This window comes from Streptosporangium amethystogenes (assembly GCF_000721075.1).
GTDB classification, from domain to species: Bacteria; Actinomycetota; Actinomycetes; order Streptosporangiales; family Streptosporangiaceae; genus Streptosporangium; species Streptosporangium amethystogenes.
The window spans coordinates 50,012-64,933 of sequence record NZ_JOEQ01000005.1; the positions used below are offsets into that span (position 1 = coordinate 50,012).

Sequence of the window (14,922 nt, forward strand, 5' to 3'; positions counted from 1 at the left end):
CCGAACAACTGACCAAACGAAACAGCGGAGCCCCGGCCCCCCACAGAAAAGGGGGGCCGGGGCTCCGTCCTGTCGGTGGATGACGAGGAGCCGTCCGCAAACGGGCGGAAGCCGGTCTCGCTGGATGCGAGGCAGTCCCAGCGATCTGAGATATCCGCCCATTCGTCCCACAGACCTGAGGCATGATCGCTGAAGTGTGGCTCGCCGCATCGGTGACCCCCTGAAGCCGACACCCGACCGTTCTGGAGGAGTCGTCATGACCATGCCTGAGCACATCGCGACCTGGCGCGACGCTCGCTACGACATGCCCGTCAGCCGGCAGTTGGAGCGTTACAACGAGTTGGCCGCCAGGCACGCGTCGGCTCGCGCCCGGATCGAGCTGGTGGCCCGAGGGATCTATGACCCCGCCCGGCATGGAGCCGATGACCGTCCTTCGCTCACCGTGGCCGAGCACATCGAACTGCTGGCGCTGGCGGAGTGCATCGCACGCACCGTGCGCCATCCCGCCAACGTCCACCACGCGCTGCTGGCCGGGGTCACCTGGGCCGACATCGCCCGCACTGTCGACTCCGACGAGCTCACCGTCCGGCGGGACTACCGGCGGTGGGCCGACGACCAGCACGACCTCAACCGACACGACCCCAACCTCGGTATGACCGCCGATGAGCACGTTGCCGCCACCGCCAGAGCCGCGGAGGGGATCTAGCGACCGCAGCGGCCCGATCTTTCCGGTCAAACCGAACTCGGCCACCATTTCCAGCGTGGTCACGGGGTGAAGCATGCCAACGGCAGCGGTCAGACGTCCACGGCGTCACCCGGCGGCTGGGCGCTGGCGGCTTGAGAACCTCACCCGGAACCACCGGGTGCCGGCTGAGATCATGGCCGTGGTCAACCAGGATCCGATGTTCCGGCCGGGAGCCTCGCCGCCGTCTCACCGCAGCCCTGCCACGGCGAACCGGTACGGATCTTCCACGCGATGCCGTTCAGTACCCGGCGATCGTTACTCCCGTCAGGGCGGCTCGACCGCCCTGACGGGAGTAACTCTCATCGGTCAGTTCATGACGGCGAATCACCCGGACATGATCTCGTACGACCTGGATCCTTTTGACGGCGCACCCTAGCGGCCCTGCAGCGCCTTGACGTTGTCACCGAAGGTCCAGCCCTTCGAGCCGTCCCAGTTGATGGACCAGGTCATCAGCCCCTTGAGATTGCCGCTGAAGCTGTTCCAGCTCTGGGAGACCAGTGAGGGCGACATGTATCCGCCGCCGGCGCCAGGCTGGGCGGGCAGGCCGGGGACCTGCTTGTCGTAGGGGATCCTGATCGTGGTGCCCTGGATGACCAGCCCGTCGTTCAGGCAGGTGGTCTGGGCGACGAAGCCTTGCACCGTGCCGGCGGAGTAGGAGTCGCCGGCGCAGCCGTACATGCTGCCGTTGTAGTACTGCATGTTCAGCCACCACAGGCGGCCGTTGTCCGCGTACTTCTTGATGATCGGCAGGTAGGCGCCCCAGATCGAGCCGTAGGTCACGCTGCCGCCGGTGACGTAGGCCGTCTCGGGTGCCATGGTCAGGCCGAAGTCGGGCGGCATCTGGGCGAGCACGCCGTCGATGATGCGGATGAGGTTGGCCTGGGAGGCGGAGAGCTGGTTGATGTTGCCGCTGCCGGTGAGGCCGGTCTCGATGTCGATGTCGACGCCGTCGAAGTTGTACTTCTTCAGGATCGGCACGACGGTGGCGACGAAACGGTCGGCGACGGTGCTGGAGCTGAGATCGATGCCCGCGGTCGCACCGCCGATGGACATCAGTATCGTCGCGCCTGCCGCCTTGGCCTGGCACATCTCGGCCGGGGTGGCGACCTTGACGGTGGCGTCCATGCCGTCCTCCCACAGCACGGTGCCATCGGAGCGGATGACCGGGAACGCCGCGTTGATCACGTTGTAGCCGTGCTGGCGAATGCGGGGGTCGGTGATCGGCGTCCAGCCGAAGGGCGGGTGCACGCCGTTGACCGCGCCGTCCCAGTTCTCCCAGTAACCTTGCAGGACCTTCCCCGCGGGCTTCGACTTCACCGGGCACGTCGTGTCACCCGTCGGCGTCGGGGTGGGAGAGGCCGTGGGCGTGGGGCTGACCGTCGGCGTGGGGCTGGCCGTGGGCGAGGTCGTGGGAGTGGGCGTGGCTCCGGGACCGTCGAAGCTGACGTCGTCGGCATAGTACGTGCCCTGGCCGTACCAGCCGTGCAGGTAGACCACGGCGGTGGTCTGGTTGGCCGCGGTGGTGAAGGGGACCGTGAGCCGGCTGTACGCCGAGGGCGAGGAGGTCCAGGTGGAGCCGCCGCCGTTCACGCCGAGGTACACGTAGCCGCCACGGACCCAGGCGGTCAGCGTGTAGGCGGTGTTCGGCTGGACTGACACGGACTGGCTGCACCGGGCGGTATTGGAGGAGTCGGCGGCGCCGGCGAGCGCCTTCGTGCCGGAGCGGACGGGGGAGGCGACCACGGATCCCAGGCCGCCGGTGCAGGACCAGGGTGACAGGGCGCCGGTTTCGAAGCCCGGGTTCGCGAGCAGGTTGGCCGCGCGGGCCGAGGTCTGGATGACCAGGACCCCCAGGGCCGCGAGCAGTAATGAGACGACCAGCACGAGCGGGCGCGGTATTCGCGTCATGTGGATAACCCTTCTCCAGCCCGGAGACCGGGCTCTGGCGGGCGCGGCGCAGGACTGGCGGCCGCGATGATGGGGGGTGCGCGGTCCCTCATTATTGTAAAGAAACTTACCAATTGTCTACGGTGGCTCAGGTGCGGACGTCTCGGCACGCCGGCCACGGCCCTGGACGGCCGGGGCCGACTCCTCGACGTTGGCTGCGGGCCGGGCGCCGTGACGCTCGCTATGGCGCGGTTCCTCACCGAGGCGGCCGGGCACCGGCCCCGATGAAGACATGCTCGCCGAGGCTGAGCGGCAGGCCGGATGGCCCTGGGTTGCGGTGAATGCCATGTAACCAGTATTAATGGTTACATGGCATTGAGTTGGAAACTGGTCATCGACAGTACGAACGCACCCGCGCTCGCGGACTTCTGGGCCGCTGCACTGGGCTACGAAGTGGAAGATCCCAGCGTGCTCATCGAGCAACTGCTGGCCGCCGGCCATATCGGCGAGGAAGCGGTCACCGAGCATCACGGCCGTAAGGTCTTCCGTGGCTACGCCGCGATCCGCCACCCCGAGGACCCGTTCGACAAGACCAGCGGCGTCGGCCGCGGGCGACGTCTGCTCTTCCAGGACGTACCCGAGAGTAAATCCGGCAAGAACCGTCTGCACATTGACGTACACAGCGAGCCCGGTGGTCTTGACGCGCTGGCGGCACGGCTGGAGGGCCTGGGCGCCACCCGCGTCCGCGAAGTGAACAAGGGGCCCGCCGGACACTGGTGGATCATGCTGGACCCGGAAGGCAACGAGTTCTGCGCCGCATAGGCCCTTTCACGCGGTCCGGGATTGCCCGAACTCCGGTCGCGGTGTGGCCACGGCTCAGGAGCTGGCGGACTTCGACCTTGACTTCCTCCCCATGCCTCCTCGCCGGGGTCTGCGACGACCTGGACATCCAGTACGGTGACGGCGTGATCCTGGCCGGGCGGGCCGGGGCGTGGACGCTGATCCTTCAGGTGGCGGGTTTTGCCGTCGTGCTCGAAGAAAACCTCATGCGACTCTCCGCGGACGGCCGCCGGGCTTTGAGCGTGAGCTGGGACATCGGCGGCAATCATGAGATCGGCTACGCGGTGAACGGCGCGATGAAGGTGAGACTCACCTTCACCTTCACCTTCCCCGAACTCCGCGCTGGGACGGACATCACCGCGTTGGATCCCTTCATGAGTGGGCTGAGATTCGAGCTGGACGAGAACGGCGAGTCGATCGAGGCGAGCATCTCGTCGGCGTTCGTCCTGGCGGGCCGGGTGACCGGTGAGGAGATCCGCGCGGCCTGGCTGGACTCCCCGCATGAGTGCTTCGTGATCCCGCACGCGCGTTGACGGCTGTTCGTAGCGATCGAACCACCTGGCAAGGTCCGGACTGTAGCTCGTGGGAGAAGGTCGAATCGCACAGGCTGCGGCAGACCGATCCGGTACGCCAAAGCCCTGAGCCGTTCAGGTTCGGGCGATCTTGGGGCAGGTTCAGGCTGTGACCTGCGCGTCGGTGTACAGCTCCGGGGTGCCCGGCGATGGCGATGGCGCTTGAACGGCGTGCGGATCGTGCCGCCGGCGGCTTGATCCCTTGAGTCCAAGATCGTTCCCGGGGCGACCGTTTGCGGGGAGGGTGGGGTTGGCGAGGCCTCGATCACCACGGGGGTCTGCTTGGTCCACAGCTTGGCCGGGCCGGCGTTGGCCTCAGTGCGGTTTGGCTGCTCCTCGCGAAAAACGTTAAAGTGATTAACGTTATGAACGTTAACGAATCTGAGGCTGAAGCCGCGGATGGACCGCCCGAATCTCTGACCAGGTGGACCGGCTTCCTGCTGAACTGGGTCGCGGCCCACGCTCGCGAGGCTTATGAGCAGGTCGCGGCGCAGGTGGGGCTGAAACCACAGCACCTGGGCGTGCTCACCCAGATTCAGCACGGCCCGATGATCCAGGCTCGGCTGAGCGACCGGCTGAGGGTGTTCAAGCCCGTCATGGTCACCCTGGTGAACGAGCTGGAGGCAATGGATCTGGCGGAGCGTCGGCCGCACATCAGCGACCGCCGCGCGATGGAGGTGCACATCCTTCCTGCCGGCCTGGACAAGGTCCGGGAAGTCGAGCGGCTCAGCGAGCAGGCCTCGGCGGAGTTCTTCGGCCCGCTCACCTCTGAGGAGCAGCAGACCCTGCACTGCCTGCTCACCAAGCTCGCCAAGGACGGCCCTACCGGCGCCTGGCAGTCCCTGCGCTGACGGAAAACGCCTCGATGCCGACCATGCCCCAGAACCGATCGATGCCTGGGGCCTTGCTCAGGAGGAACACATGCACGACACGGTGCAGACCCAGCAAGGTCTGGTCCGCGGCCGTACCCGCGAGGGCGTCGTCTCGTTCAAGGGCATCCCGTACGCCGCCGCACCCGATGGCGCGCGGCGTTTCCTGCCGCCGCGACCGGCCGCGTCCTGGAACGGAGTACGGGAGGCCGACGCTTTCGGCGGCGCGCCACCGCAACGACCGCCGGCGCCGGGGGCTCCGGCGGTGTGGCAGCCCGGCGACGGCCTGGACTGCCTGACGGTGAACGTCTGGACCCCGGCCCCCGGGGACACGCGCCTGCCGGTGATGGTGTGGATCTACGGTGGCCAGTGGACTCACGGCGCCGCGGCGATGCCGCACTACGACGGCTCGGTCCTGGCCGGATCCGGAGTGGTCGTCGTGACCTTCGACTACCGCACCGGATTCGAGGGCTTCGGTCACCTGCCCGGCGTACCCGACAACCGCGGCCTGCTGGACCAGCTCGCCGCGCTCGCCTGGGTCCAGGACAACATCGCCGCTTTCGGCGGCGACCCCGGCAACGTCACCGTCTTCGGCCAGTCCGCCGGCGGCGCGTCCGCCGCCCTGCTCGCCGCAGCGCCGGCCGCCGCCGGCCTGTTCCGGCGGTGCATCGTGCAGAGCCTTCCCGCGGGCCACCTCGGCGCCCCCGAAGCCCAGCGGGTCACCGAACGGCTCGCGGCAGCCGTCGGCACCGCCCCTACCCGAGACGCTCTGGCCGCGCTGCCCGCCCAAACCCTCCTGGAAGTGCCGGACGCCCAGCTGACCGGCGGGCGCCCCGGCGGCGCGTTCGCTCCCGTCATCGACGGTGACCTGGTCACCGCACCTCCCTGGCAGGCTCTCGCCGACGGGCGTGCCCGCCACATCGACCTGCTCTGCGGCTTCACCCACGACGAATACCGCGGGTTCCCGTCCCCGGCCGACCCGGCGCGGATCGACCTGGCGGCCGTCGCGACCAGCTTCGGCCTCGCCCCCGACGCCGCCCCGGCCTATCGGGCCGCCTACCCCGACAGCACCATCACCGAACTGTTCACCACGCTGATGTCCGACGCCCTGGTGCGCATGCCGACCACCTTCACCGCCGAAGCACACGCCAGGACGGGCGGCCGCACCTGGCTGTACGACTTCGCCTGGCAAGGACCGATCGGCGCCGCCCACGGCATCGACCTTCCGTTCGTCTTCGGCCTGCCGCACACCCGCTACGCCGCCCGCTTCCTCGGCACCCCGCCCCCCGCCGGCTTCGCCGCCCTGTCCCATCGGATCCGCACCGCATGGACCGCTTTCGCCGCTACCGGCGATCCCGGCTGGCCGCCCTTCGACACCCGGCTCGGCTCCACCCGCATCTGGGACATCACCCCCACCGACACCGCTTATCCCGTACCGGACTCCCACCGCATCTGGGGGCGGACACAGCCATCTCCCGCAGCGCCAAGATGAGCGGGAGCATGGGATCAGCGAAGCCCTGTCCCGTCGATGGAGCTGGCAGACTTCGACCTTGACCTTCTCCTCACACCTGGAGGCGGGGGTCTCCACGCTCAAGGAGATTCGATGACCGCAAAGACGATCACCGCCGCGGCCGCGGGCAGCTTCAAGCTCGGCGACCTGCCGGTCAACCGGATCGGGTTCGGCGCGATGCGTCTGGCGCAGCGCGGCACGGTGTTCGGGAACAGCGTCCCGAGCGATCGCGGCCAGGCGATCAGCGTGCTGCGCCGCGCGGTCGAGCTCGGGGTGAACCACATCGACACCGCGGCCTTCTACTTCTCCGCGCTGCGCTCGGCGAACGAGCTGATCAACCGCGCGCTGGCGCCGTACTCCGATGATCTGGTCATCGTCACCAAGGTCGGGCCGGGCCGGGATCCGTCGGGTGAGTGGCTGTGGGCCAGGCCGGAGCAGCTGCGCGGCCAGGTCGAGGAGAACCTGCGCCAGCTCGGCCGGGACCACCTCGACGTGGTGAACCTGCGCATTTCGCGGAGCCTGGCGCCCAGCTCGATCGCCGAGCACTTCGGTGCGCTGGCCGAGCTGCGCGACGCCGGGCTGATCCGGCACCTGGGCGTCTCCAATGTCACGCCCGCACATCTCGCCGAGGCCCAGGCCGTCGCGCCGGTGGTCTGTGTGCAGAACGCTTACGGCATCGGCGCGCGGCCCGAGGACCACGAGTTCCTGCGTACCTGCGGGGAACAGGGGATCGCGTTCGTACCGTTCTTCGCGATCGCCGGTGCCGGGCGCGAGGCGGGTGCCGGCGTCACCGACAGCGAGGAGGTGTTCGCCATCGCCCGCGCGCACGGCGTGACGGCCGCGCAGGTCCGGCTGGCCTGGACGTTGCAGCGCGGACCACACGTGCTGGCCATCCCCGGCACCGGCGACCCCGACCACCTGACCGACAACGTGGCCGCCGGCGCCCTGCGACTCTCAGCGGACGAGATGACCCGTCTCGACTCCCTCCAGCAGAGTGGGGAGTGAGCAGAAGGACCGGGGGCACCAGAGCTTCTAAAGGCCGGGCGGAGGTTTCATCTGGGTGGAGGGCGGCAACAGCCGGCGCAACCCCGACCGGGATCTGCCCGCCGACTTTGAGGACAATCGAGATGTGCACTACGAGGCGCTCTCCAAGCCCCGCGATCCGGCCGATTTCCTCGCCGACCTCAAAAACGGCACGTCACGGCGCTGGACCGGCTGAACAAGGGGGTGAAGAAGAACACCGCCAGCGGCGCGAAGATCATTAAGTGGGTGTTTGAACGGTGATTGAAAACCTCGGCGGCTCCACAGGCCGGCCATTGAGTGGTGCTGACATCCTTGCCTGATGCTCCTGCCTACGGCCTACACGCGGACCCGGCGGCTTGAACGCGTCCGGATCGAGGACTACTCCAACTCACACCGTTGGACCAGTGTTCCTGGAAGGATCGTCGGTGCGCTGTTTTTCTTACCCCCAGCGGCCAGCACGATCTCGTCGGGTTCAAGGCGGACAGTCAGCCCACGCAAGAGCTGCTGAGTCGGTTCCGAGCCTTCTGAGGGCGGCCATTGATTTTCTTGTTCGCGTCGTAGCCGCGGCTGTCGCGGCCGACGGTGTCAGCGCCCTTAACGCTTTGGGAGTCGGGCCCGAGCGCTGAGGTTCAACAGTCAGATGATCCGTTCTGAGTGATGTGTCGGTAAGGCTGCTGCCACCAGGTACACACGCGATTGCGTTAGCCCAGGTCGGCAGCCCCGCACAGAGGCATAACAGGATCTTTCCTCAATTCCTGCGCGTGTCCGATCATGTGCGACCCGGATTGATCCGGATTCGTGAGGTTACGGCGCCCGGGGGTTGGGAGTCCTGTGGGAGAGCAGGATGCAGCGTGGCGCGCGTACTCACACGCCCTCTCAGGGGCGTTGACAAGATCGATCGATCAACGATTGCCAACATTTCTTCGCGAATGAGTGTTTGCGAATGAGTGTTTGCGGTCTAGCCTTCGAGGCATGACCGAACCCAGTGAGAGCGTGGTCGTCCTCGACGCCAAAGGCCTGCGGGCCCTGGCCCACCCGGTGCGGGTGCAGCTCGTGGACCTGCTGCGCAAACACGGCCCGTCCACCGCCACCCGCCTGGCCGAGCGCCTGGGGGTGAATTCGGGCACGGCCAGCTACCACCTGCGCAGGCTCGGCGCCGCCGGATTCGTGGAGGAGGACACCGAGCGCGGCAATGCTCGCGAGCGCTGGTGGCGCTCGGTGCACCACACCACACGCCTCACCGGGGACGAGCTGTCCGAGAGCGAGCCTGAGGCGGTGCTGACGTATATGCAGTCCATCGCCGCCATGCACAACCTGCGCACCCATCGGGCGCTAAACGAGATGCAGACGATGCCCAGGGAATGGCGGAACGTGCTCGACCTCAGCTCGTTCGCGCTGCGCCTGACGCAGGAGGAGGGGCTGCGGCTGCACGAGGAGCTGAGCGAGGTGATCGCGCGCTACCGGCGGGATGTGCCCGGCGAGGCGGCGCCCGAGGGCGCCGTGCGGGTCTCGCTGATCACGCAGCTCCTGCCCGAGCTGCCGGAGGGCACGTGATGGGATCGCGCGGGTCCTTACGCCCGATGGCCGGCCTGCTCGCGGCCATGACGGTGTCGCTGACCGGGACGAGGGTGTCGGCCATCGCGCTGCCCTGGTTCGTACTGACGACGACCGGGAGCCCGGCGCAGACGGGGTTGGTGGCGTTTGCGGAGATGGCCCCGTATGTGCTGGTCAAGGCGCTGACCGGGCCGATGGTCGATCGGGTCGGGCCGCGCCGGATCTCGTGGAGCGGCGACGTGGTGAGCGCCGCGGCGGCCGGGGCAGTGGTTCTTCTGCACGCGATGGACCTGTTGCCGCTGGGCGCGCTGATCGCGCTGGTCGCGGTGGTCGGCGCGGCCCGCGGGCCAGGTGACCTGGCCAAGGAGATCATGGTTCCCGAGGCGGCCGCGCGCGGGCGGGTGCCGCTGGAGCGCGCCACCGGGCTGATGGGCGTGACCGAGCGGCTGGCCCAGACGGTGGGGCCCGCGGCGGGGGGCGCGGTGGTAGCGCTACTCGGGCCGCTGGCCAGCCTGGGCATCAGCGTCACCTGCTTCGCGCTCGGATCCGTGATCGTGGGATGGGCATTGCCCCGCGGCATGGGGCACCGCGCGTCGGCGCAGGAGGTGAAAGAGGGGTACTGGCGGCGGTTCGGCCAGGGCTTCGCGTTCCTGCGTAGCGAATCGCTGCTGCTTTCCGTGGTCGTCATGGTCGGCGTCACGAACTTGCTCGACGCGGCCTTCAGCCAGGTGCTTGCGCCTATGTGGGCCAAGGAGTCCGGCTACGGCCCCGCCATGATCGGTCTGAACAGCAGCGTGATGGGGTTGACGGCCGTCGTCGGCAGCCTGGTCGCGGCCGCCGTGGCGCATCGGATGCGGCGCAGGCCGGTGTTCTTCGTGGCCTTCCTGCTCGCCGGTCCGTCGCGGTTCCTCATCCTGGCGGTGGACGCGCCGGTATGGGCCATGGTGGCGGTGTTCGCGGTGGGCGGGTTCGCCGGCGGGTTCCTGAACCCGATCCTTGGGGCGATCTCGTACGAGCGGGTGCCGCGGCGCCTGCTGGGCCGGGTCAACGCGCTGACGGACTCCCTCTCCTGGGCCGGGATACCTCTCGGAGGGCTGGTGGGCGGGGCGGCGGTGGCGGCCACAGGGCTGGCGCCGGTGCTGCTCGCAGGCGGGGCGGCCTACGCGCTCACCACGAGCCTGACGGGGCTGCGGCCCGAATGGCGGGAGATGGACCGGCTGCGCGGTCAGGGCCCACCCGCCGTACCAGCGCCAGGGGAAAGTACTGACACGATGGGACGTAGGCAACGCTGATCACCGGTCACCCTGATCAGGCGTAGCGCGTTCGCGTGTACCTAATGACAGCAGTCTTACCCGACTATGTGTACCCTCGCCGGGGTCGGCGACGACCTGGACATCCAGTACGGTGACGGCGTGATCCTGGCCGGGCGGGCCGGTGCGTGGACCCTGATCCTCCAGGTGGCGGGTTTGGCCGTCGTGCTCGAAGAGAACCTCATGCGACTCTCCGAGGACGGCCGCCGGGTTCTGAGCGTGAGCTGGGACATCGGCGGCAATCATGAGATCGGCTACGCGGTGAACGGCGCGATGAAGGTGAGACTCACCTTCACCTTCCCCGGACTCCGCGCCGGGACGGACATCACCGCGTTGGATCCCTTCATGAGTGGGGACGGTGTACATCTTCTTGATCTCGATGGTGTGGCTGTGTTCGTCGAAGAGTGCGCGGACCAGGCGGGTGGCGTCCGGGTGGTCGTAGGGGCGGGGTCGGATGAGGAAGTGGGTGGCGATCATGTCTGGGCCAGGGCGGTGTCGAGGTGGGGGAGGAAGGCCGCGACCGCCGGGGAGCGGCTGCGGCGGGCGAAGGCGGGGCGCAGGCGGCGTAGGTAGGTGAGGGCGCGGATCGACTGGACCTCGTCCAGGCGGGTGAGTGCGGCCCGGCCCGTGTCGACCGCCGCTTCGGTGTCGCCGCGGAGCAGGTGGGCGTGGGTGAGGAAGGTGGCGTGCAGCAGGGCGGAGCGTGGGGAGTCGGGGCGGGCGCCGACCGTGGAGATCGGGGCGAGCAGGCCGACGGCCTCGCCGACTCCCCACGCAACCGTGGGCATCGGCCTTCCTCGACCACTGCCCGCCTTCCTGACCTCGGGGCCGGTGGCGGTGACCAGGGGCTTCACGTATGGAGCTCCAGGCCGGTGTGGGCCGCGAGGAAGGTGAGCAGGTCGGCGGCCAGGGCGATCGCGCGGCCGGTCGCGCGGGAGCCGTGGCCGACGCCCTCCTCGTGGCGGAGCAGGATCGGCCGTGAGCCCGAGGTCGCCCACTGCAGTGCCGCGCACATCTTGCGCGCGTGCAGGGGATCGACCCGGGAGTCGCCGCCGAAGGTGGTCAGCAGCATCGCCGGGTAGTCGACGCCCTCGGCGACGCGGTGGTAGGGGGAGTAGGACAGCAGCCAGGCCAGTTGCTCGGGGTCGTCGGCCGAGCCGTACTCCGAACGCCAGGCCGGGCCGAGCCCCGAGCACTCGTAGCGGACCATGTCGAGCAGCGGCGCCGAGCAGACCGCGGCGGCGAACAGCTCGGGGCGCTGGGTCAGCGCGGCGCCGACCAGTAGCCCGCCGTTGGACTCGCCGCAGGCGCCCAGTTGCGCGGGAGTGGTCCAGCCGCCGGAGACGAGCGCCTCGGCCGCCGCCGCGAAGTCGTCGAAGACGTTCTGCTTGCGCTCCAGCATGCCGTCGCGGTGCCAGGCGGCGCCCTCCTCGCCGCCGCCGCGCAGCTGGGCGAGGGCGAACACCCCGCCGGCCTCGACCCAGGGCAGGACGTAGCTGGAGTACGAGGGGGTGAGCGAGAGCCCGAAGCCGCCGTAGCCGTACAGGATCGTGGGCCGGGGGCCCGAGCCGGGCCGCGCCAGCACGACCATCCGCACCGGGGTGCCGTCCGCCGAGGCGAAGACCACCTGCCGGGCCTCCAGCTCCGGCACCCGCACCGTGCCGGGCGCGGCACTGCACAGCGAGGTCCGCCCGGTACGGGTGTCGTAGCGGTGCACGCCCGGCGGGGTGACGCTGTCGGTGTAGGTGAACCAGACCTCGTGGCCGCCCTCGGGACGGGTGGTCATCGCGCCGGCCGAGCCGAGCCCCGGCAGCGGCACCAGGCCACGCCGCTTCCCGGTCGCCAGGTCGTGGACGCTGATCTCGCCGACCGCGTGCCGGGTCCAGCCGACGAGCAGCGTCTGTCCGGCGATCGCGAACTCGCCGATCACCGCCTCCGGGTCCTCGCCGACCAGCTCGATCCAGTGCTCGGCGCCGGGGCGCGCCGGGTCGGCCACGCAGAGCCGTCCCCGTGGCGCGTCCAGGGTGGTGAGCAGGTACAGGCGCCCGTCGCGGCCGACCGCGGGCACCGTCACCGCCCCCGCCGCCCGCTGGACGACCCGCAGGTCGGGGCGCTCGGGGGAGGAGGTGGACAGGTCGGCCAGCCAGAGGTCGTTGCCGTCGTCCGCCGCCGCCGAGACGGTCAGCCAGCGCCCGTTGTAGCTGATCCCCAGCCCGTAGGAGCGGTCCTCGCCCATGATCACAGCGTCGTCCTCGGCCGGGGTGCCGAGCCGGTGCAGGCGGATCTGGCGGGCGCGGACGTAGAAGAACGCCTTGCCGTCGGGCAGCCACGCCACCGGGGAGTACCGGCAGCGGTCGATCGGGCCGTCGACCACCCGCCGGGTGGCGACGTCCATCACCCGCAGCTCCGAGCGCTCGTCGCCGTGTGTGGAGAGCTGGTAGGCCACCAGCCGGCCGTCCGCGTCGGGCTGCCAGTGGTCGAGGGTGGTTAGCCCGCTCGGGTCCAGCCCCATCGGGTCGATCAGCACCTCCTCGGCCCCGCCGGGGCCGGTGCGATAGAGGACCGCGTGTTCCTGGGAGGCCGTACGACGCAGGAAGAACCGGCTCCCGCCGCGCCACATCGGCACGCCGGCCATCCCGGCGCCGGTCAGCGCGGCCACCCGCGCGTGCCACCGGTCGTGTCCGGGCAGCGCGGCGGCGTGGCCGCGCCACAGCTCCTCCTGGGCGGACAACCAGCCCCGCGTCTCGGGGCTGGCTGAGTCTTCCAGCCAGCGGTACGGGTCGGGCACCGGGTGGCCGTGCAGGTGGTCGACGACCGGTTGCCGCTCGGCGGGAGGATAGATCATCGAATCTCCTTCGGCGTGGATACCTCGGGCTTCGGCTCAGGGAAGAGGATCAAGGCACCAGCTCCTGTCTGCTCGACGGATTCCACCGTCCGGCCAGGTCGGCGTAGAGCGGAGAGGCGGCGAGCATCTCCTCGTGCGTGCCCAGCCGGACGCTGGTGCCGTCCATCACGAGGATCCGCCGGGCCCGCAGGGCGGAGGTCAGCCGGTGGGCGATGACCAGGAGCGTGCCGCCCCGGCGGGCGAACGCCTCCTCCGCGCGGGCCTCGGCCGCCGGATCCAGATGGCAGGTCGCCTCGTCGAGGATCACCAGCCGGGCCGGGGCCAGGTAGGCGCGGGCCAGGGCGACCAACTGCTGCTCGGCGGGTGAGAGCAGGCCGGAGTCGACCTCGGCGGAGTAGCCGTCCAGCCGCGCCACCAGGTTCGTCAGGCCGACCGCGGCCACGGCCTCGTCCACCGCCTCCTTCGGGGCGTCGGACAGGTAGGTCAGGTTCTCCAGCAGGGAGCCGCGGAAGACGTACGCCTGCTGGGGGATGAGCACCCGGTCGGCGGGGTCGAGGCGGTCGGCGGCCACGCCGCCCACCATGACCTGGCCGGAGCCCGGCAGCAGCACGCCGGTCAGCAGCGCGGCGAGGGTGGACTTGCCGATGCCGCTCGGCCCGACCACGGCGATGTGGTCCCCCTCGGGGACCGACAGGTCGAGGCGGTCGATCACCGGTTCGGCGTGCGGGCCGTAGGCGAACGTCACGCCGCGCAGCTCGGCACCGCCGCTCTCGGCCGCGAGCCGCCCGCGCGCCGGTACGGGCGGCTCACCGTCGCGCAGCAGCCGGTCGAGTGCCACCCGGAGCCGGACGCCGTTGATCCCCAGCCCCTCCACGAGGTTGCCGAGCGCGGGTGCCAGCGACTGGGTGACGTAGGCCAGCGCGCCCAGGATCACCCCGGCACCCGCGCCCTCGTGGAGCAGCCAGGGGGTCCCGGCCAGCACCAGCAGTACCGGCAGCCAGCCGCCCACCGCCAGCGACGCGGTGCGCAGTGCGGTCACCCGCGCCAGCGACCTGGCCGCGCGGGCCTGCTCGGTCACCCGGAGGCCGACGTCACCCGCGACCCGCTCCTCGGCCCGGCAGGCGGTGATGTCGCGCAGCCCGCCCACCATGTCGGCCAGTGCCCCGGCGGTACGCTCGTCGGCCAGGATGAAGTCCCGCTGCCGCCCGGCCAGGGCGCGCAGCGACAGGGAGAAGAGGACGAGGCCCGCGCAGAACGGCGGCAGCACCAGCACGAGCACCCCGGGGACGAGGGTCGCCAGCCCGAGCGCCACGCTCACCACGGTGAACGCGAACGACCTGACCACGGTGATGACCGAGGCGAAGGCGTCGCGGGCCAGTTCGACCTGGAGGTTGGCGCGGGCCACCGCTCCCGCCCCCGGCCCCCGTCCGGAGGCGACCGAGTGGCGCAGCGCGTCGTCGACGACATGCGCGAGTAGTTCCTCGCGGAACGGCTCCACGATCGCGGCGACGGCCAGCACCACCTGACGCGCGCCGACGGCGGCCAGCAGCCAGGCGCCGCCGAGCAGGGCCAGCCAGGCGAACCCGGTCGCGGGGCGTCCCGCGCCGAAGCCGTCGTCGATCGCCCGCGCGATGGCCAGGCCGATGACCAGCGCGGGCGCGGTCTCCGCCACTGACCAGCCCGCGAGCCTGACCAGCTGGTACGGGTCCCTGACGAGCGCCCGCCGGATGGGCCGGTTCACCTGGCACCCCCGTACGGGTCTGCGGC

Annotated in this window: 14 protein-coding genes and 1 pseudogene; 10 read left to right on the forward strand and 5 right to left on the reverse strand. The window is 70.2% G+C overall.

Annotation, left to right across the window (positions count from 1 at the left end; genetic code table 11):
• Nucleotides 1–256: 256 nt before the first annotated feature.
• Nucleotides 257–706, forward strand: coding sequence for a hypothetical protein (locus IG98_RS0108170; RefSeq protein WP_030907946.1), 450 nt, complete (start codon nucleotides 257–259; stop codon nucleotides 704–706).
• Between the two features lie 239 nt (nucleotides 707–945).
• Here the strand turns inward: IG98_RS0108170 and IG98_RS54775 are convergent.
• Nucleotides 946–1,041, reverse strand: a pseudogene (locus IG98_RS54775) (IS5-like element ISRhru5 family transposase); the annotation flags it as partial.
• 76 nt (nucleotides 1,042–1,117) lie between these two features.
• Nucleotides 1,118–2,653, reverse strand: a complete 1,536-nt coding sequence (locus tag IG98_RS0108175; protein ID WP_211263910.1) for a glycosyl hydrolase family 18 protein — start codon at nucleotides 2,651–2,653, stop codon at nucleotides 1,118–1,120.
• Between the two features lie 348 nt (nucleotides 2,654–3,001).
• On the opposite strand from IG98_RS0108175, the gene IG98_RS0108180 reads away from it, so the two are divergent.
• The 9 genes from IG98_RS0108180 (at nucleotide 3,002) to IG98_RS54780 (ending at nucleotide 10,883) form a co-directional block, all read left to right on the forward strand.
• Complete coding sequence (locus IG98_RS0108180; RefSeq protein WP_030907952.1) at nucleotides 3,002–3,454, forward strand: VOC family protein; 453 nt, start codon at nucleotides 3,002–3,004, stop codon at nucleotides 3,452–3,454.
• 77 nt (nucleotides 3,455–3,531) lie between these two features.
• Entirely contained in the window at nucleotides 3,532–4,005 is a 474-nt protein-coding gene (locus tag IG98_RS0108185) for a DUF6461 domain-containing protein (RefSeq protein WP_030907955.1), read from the forward strand.
• Between the two features lie 404 nt (nucleotides 4,006–4,409).
• Entirely contained in the window at nucleotides 4,410–4,895 is a 486-nt protein-coding gene (locus IG98_RS0108190; protein WP_211263911.1) for a MarR family winged helix-turn-helix transcriptional regulator, read from the forward strand.
• 70 nt (nucleotides 4,896–4,965) lie between these two features.
• Nucleotides 4,966–6,405: a carboxylesterase/lipase family protein gene (locus IG98_RS0108195; protein WP_030907961.1), complete on the forward strand. Its 1,440-nt coding sequence runs from the start codon at nucleotides 4,966–4,968 to the stop codon at nucleotides 6,403–6,405.
• Between the two features lie 111 nt (nucleotides 6,406–6,516).
• Nucleotides 6,517–7,428, forward strand: coding sequence for an oxidoreductase (locus tag IG98_RS0108200; protein WP_030907964.1), 912 nt, complete (start codon nucleotides 6,517–6,519; stop codon nucleotides 7,426–7,428).
• A 55-nt stretch (nucleotides 7,429–7,483) separates the two neighbouring features.
• The gene (locus IG98_RS50205; RefSeq protein ID WP_157594219.1) at nucleotides 7,484–7,642 is read left to right on the forward strand and encodes a hypothetical protein; all 159 of its coding nucleotides are present in this window, start codon (nucleotides 7,484–7,486) and stop codon (nucleotides 7,640–7,642) included.
• 776 nt (nucleotides 7,643–8,418) lie between these two features.
• Complete coding sequence (locus IG98_RS0108210) at nucleotides 8,419–9,000, forward strand: ArsR/SmtB family transcription factor (protein WP_030907966.1); 582 nt, start codon at nucleotides 8,419–8,421, stop codon at nucleotides 8,998–9,000.
• A 26-nt stretch (nucleotides 9,001–9,026) separates the two neighbouring features.
• The gene (locus IG98_RS0108215) at nucleotides 9,027–10,292 is read left to right on the forward strand and encodes an MFS transporter (RefSeq protein ID WP_245651445.1); all 1,266 of its coding nucleotides are present in this window, start codon (nucleotides 9,027–9,029) and stop codon (nucleotides 10,290–10,292) included.
• 66 nt (nucleotides 10,293–10,358) lie between these two features.
• Complete coding sequence (locus IG98_RS54780; protein WP_030907970.1) at nucleotides 10,359–10,883, forward strand: DUF6461 domain-containing protein; 525 nt, start codon at nucleotides 10,359–10,361, stop codon at nucleotides 10,881–10,883.
• Here the strand turns inward: IG98_RS54780 and IG98_RS0108225 are convergent.
• Genes IG98_RS0108225 through IG98_RS0108235 form a run of 3 tightly spaced genes read right to left on the reverse strand, consistent with a single transcriptional unit; the run spans nucleotide 10,784 to nucleotide 14,896 of the window.
• Nucleotides 10,784–11,164, reverse strand: a complete 381-nt coding sequence (locus IG98_RS0108225; RefSeq protein ID WP_030907972.1) for a hypothetical protein — start codon at nucleotides 11,162–11,164, stop codon at nucleotides 10,784–10,786. The genes IG98_RS54780 and IG98_RS0108225 overlap by 100 nt on opposite strands.
• Nucleotides 11,161–13,155 carry a prolyl oligopeptidase family serine peptidase gene (locus tag IG98_RS0108230; RefSeq protein ID WP_030907974.1) on the reverse strand — a complete coding sequence of 665 codons (1,995 nt, stop codon included), beginning with the start codon at nucleotides 13,153–13,155 and terminating at the stop codon, nucleotides 11,161–11,163. Before IG98_RS0108230 ends, IG98_RS0108225 begins: the two co-directional genes overlap by 4 nt.
• 49 nt (nucleotides 13,156–13,204) lie before the next feature.
• Entirely contained in the window at nucleotides 13,205–14,896 is a 1,692-nt protein-coding gene (locus tag IG98_RS0108235) for an ATP-binding cassette domain-containing protein (protein ID WP_051751820.1), read from the reverse strand.
• Nucleotides 14,897–14,922: the final 26 nt, after the last annotated feature.

What these genes read in the sequence shown, in the direction of transcription:
- IG98_RS0108170 (WP_030907946.1), top strand. Translation starts at nt 257, where the DNA reads ATGACCATGCCTGAGCACATCGCGACCTGGCGCGACGCTCGCTACGAC.
- IG98_RS0108175 (WP_211263910.1), bottom strand. Translation starts at nt 2,653, where the DNA reads ATGACGCGAATACCGCGCCCGCTCGTGCTGGTCGTCTCATTACTGCTC.
- IG98_RS0108180 (WP_030907952.1), top strand. Translation starts at nt 3,002, where the DNA reads ATGGCATTGAGTTGGAAACTGGTCATCGACAGTACGAACGCACCCGCG.
- IG98_RS0108190 (WP_211263911.1), top strand. Translation starts at nt 4,410, where the DNA reads ATGAACGTTAACGAATCTGAGGCTGAAGCCGCGGATGGACCGCCCGAA.
- IG98_RS0108195 (WP_030907961.1), top strand. Translation starts at nt 4,966, where the DNA reads ATGCACGACACGGTGCAGACCCAGCAAGGTCTGGTCCGCGGCCGTACC.
- IG98_RS0108200 (WP_030907964.1), top strand. Translation starts at nt 6,517, where the DNA reads ATGACCGCAAAGACGATCACCGCCGCGGCCGCGGGCAGCTTCAAGCTC.
- IG98_RS0108210 (WP_030907966.1), top strand. Translation starts at nt 8,419, where the DNA reads ATGACCGAACCCAGTGAGAGCGTGGTCGTCCTCGACGCCAAAGGCCTG.
- IG98_RS0108215 (WP_245651445.1), top strand. Translation starts at nt 9,027, where the DNA reads ATGGCCGGCCTGCTCGCGGCCATGACGGTGTCGCTGACCGGGACGAGG.
- IG98_RS54780 (WP_030907970.1), top strand. Translation starts at nt 10,359, where the DNA reads ATGTGTACCCTCGCCGGGGTCGGCGACGACCTGGACATCCAGTACGGT.
- IG98_RS0108230 (WP_030907974.1), bottom strand. Translation starts at nt 13,155, where the DNA reads ATGATCTATCCTCCCGCCGAGCGGCAACCGGTCGTCGACCACCTGCAC.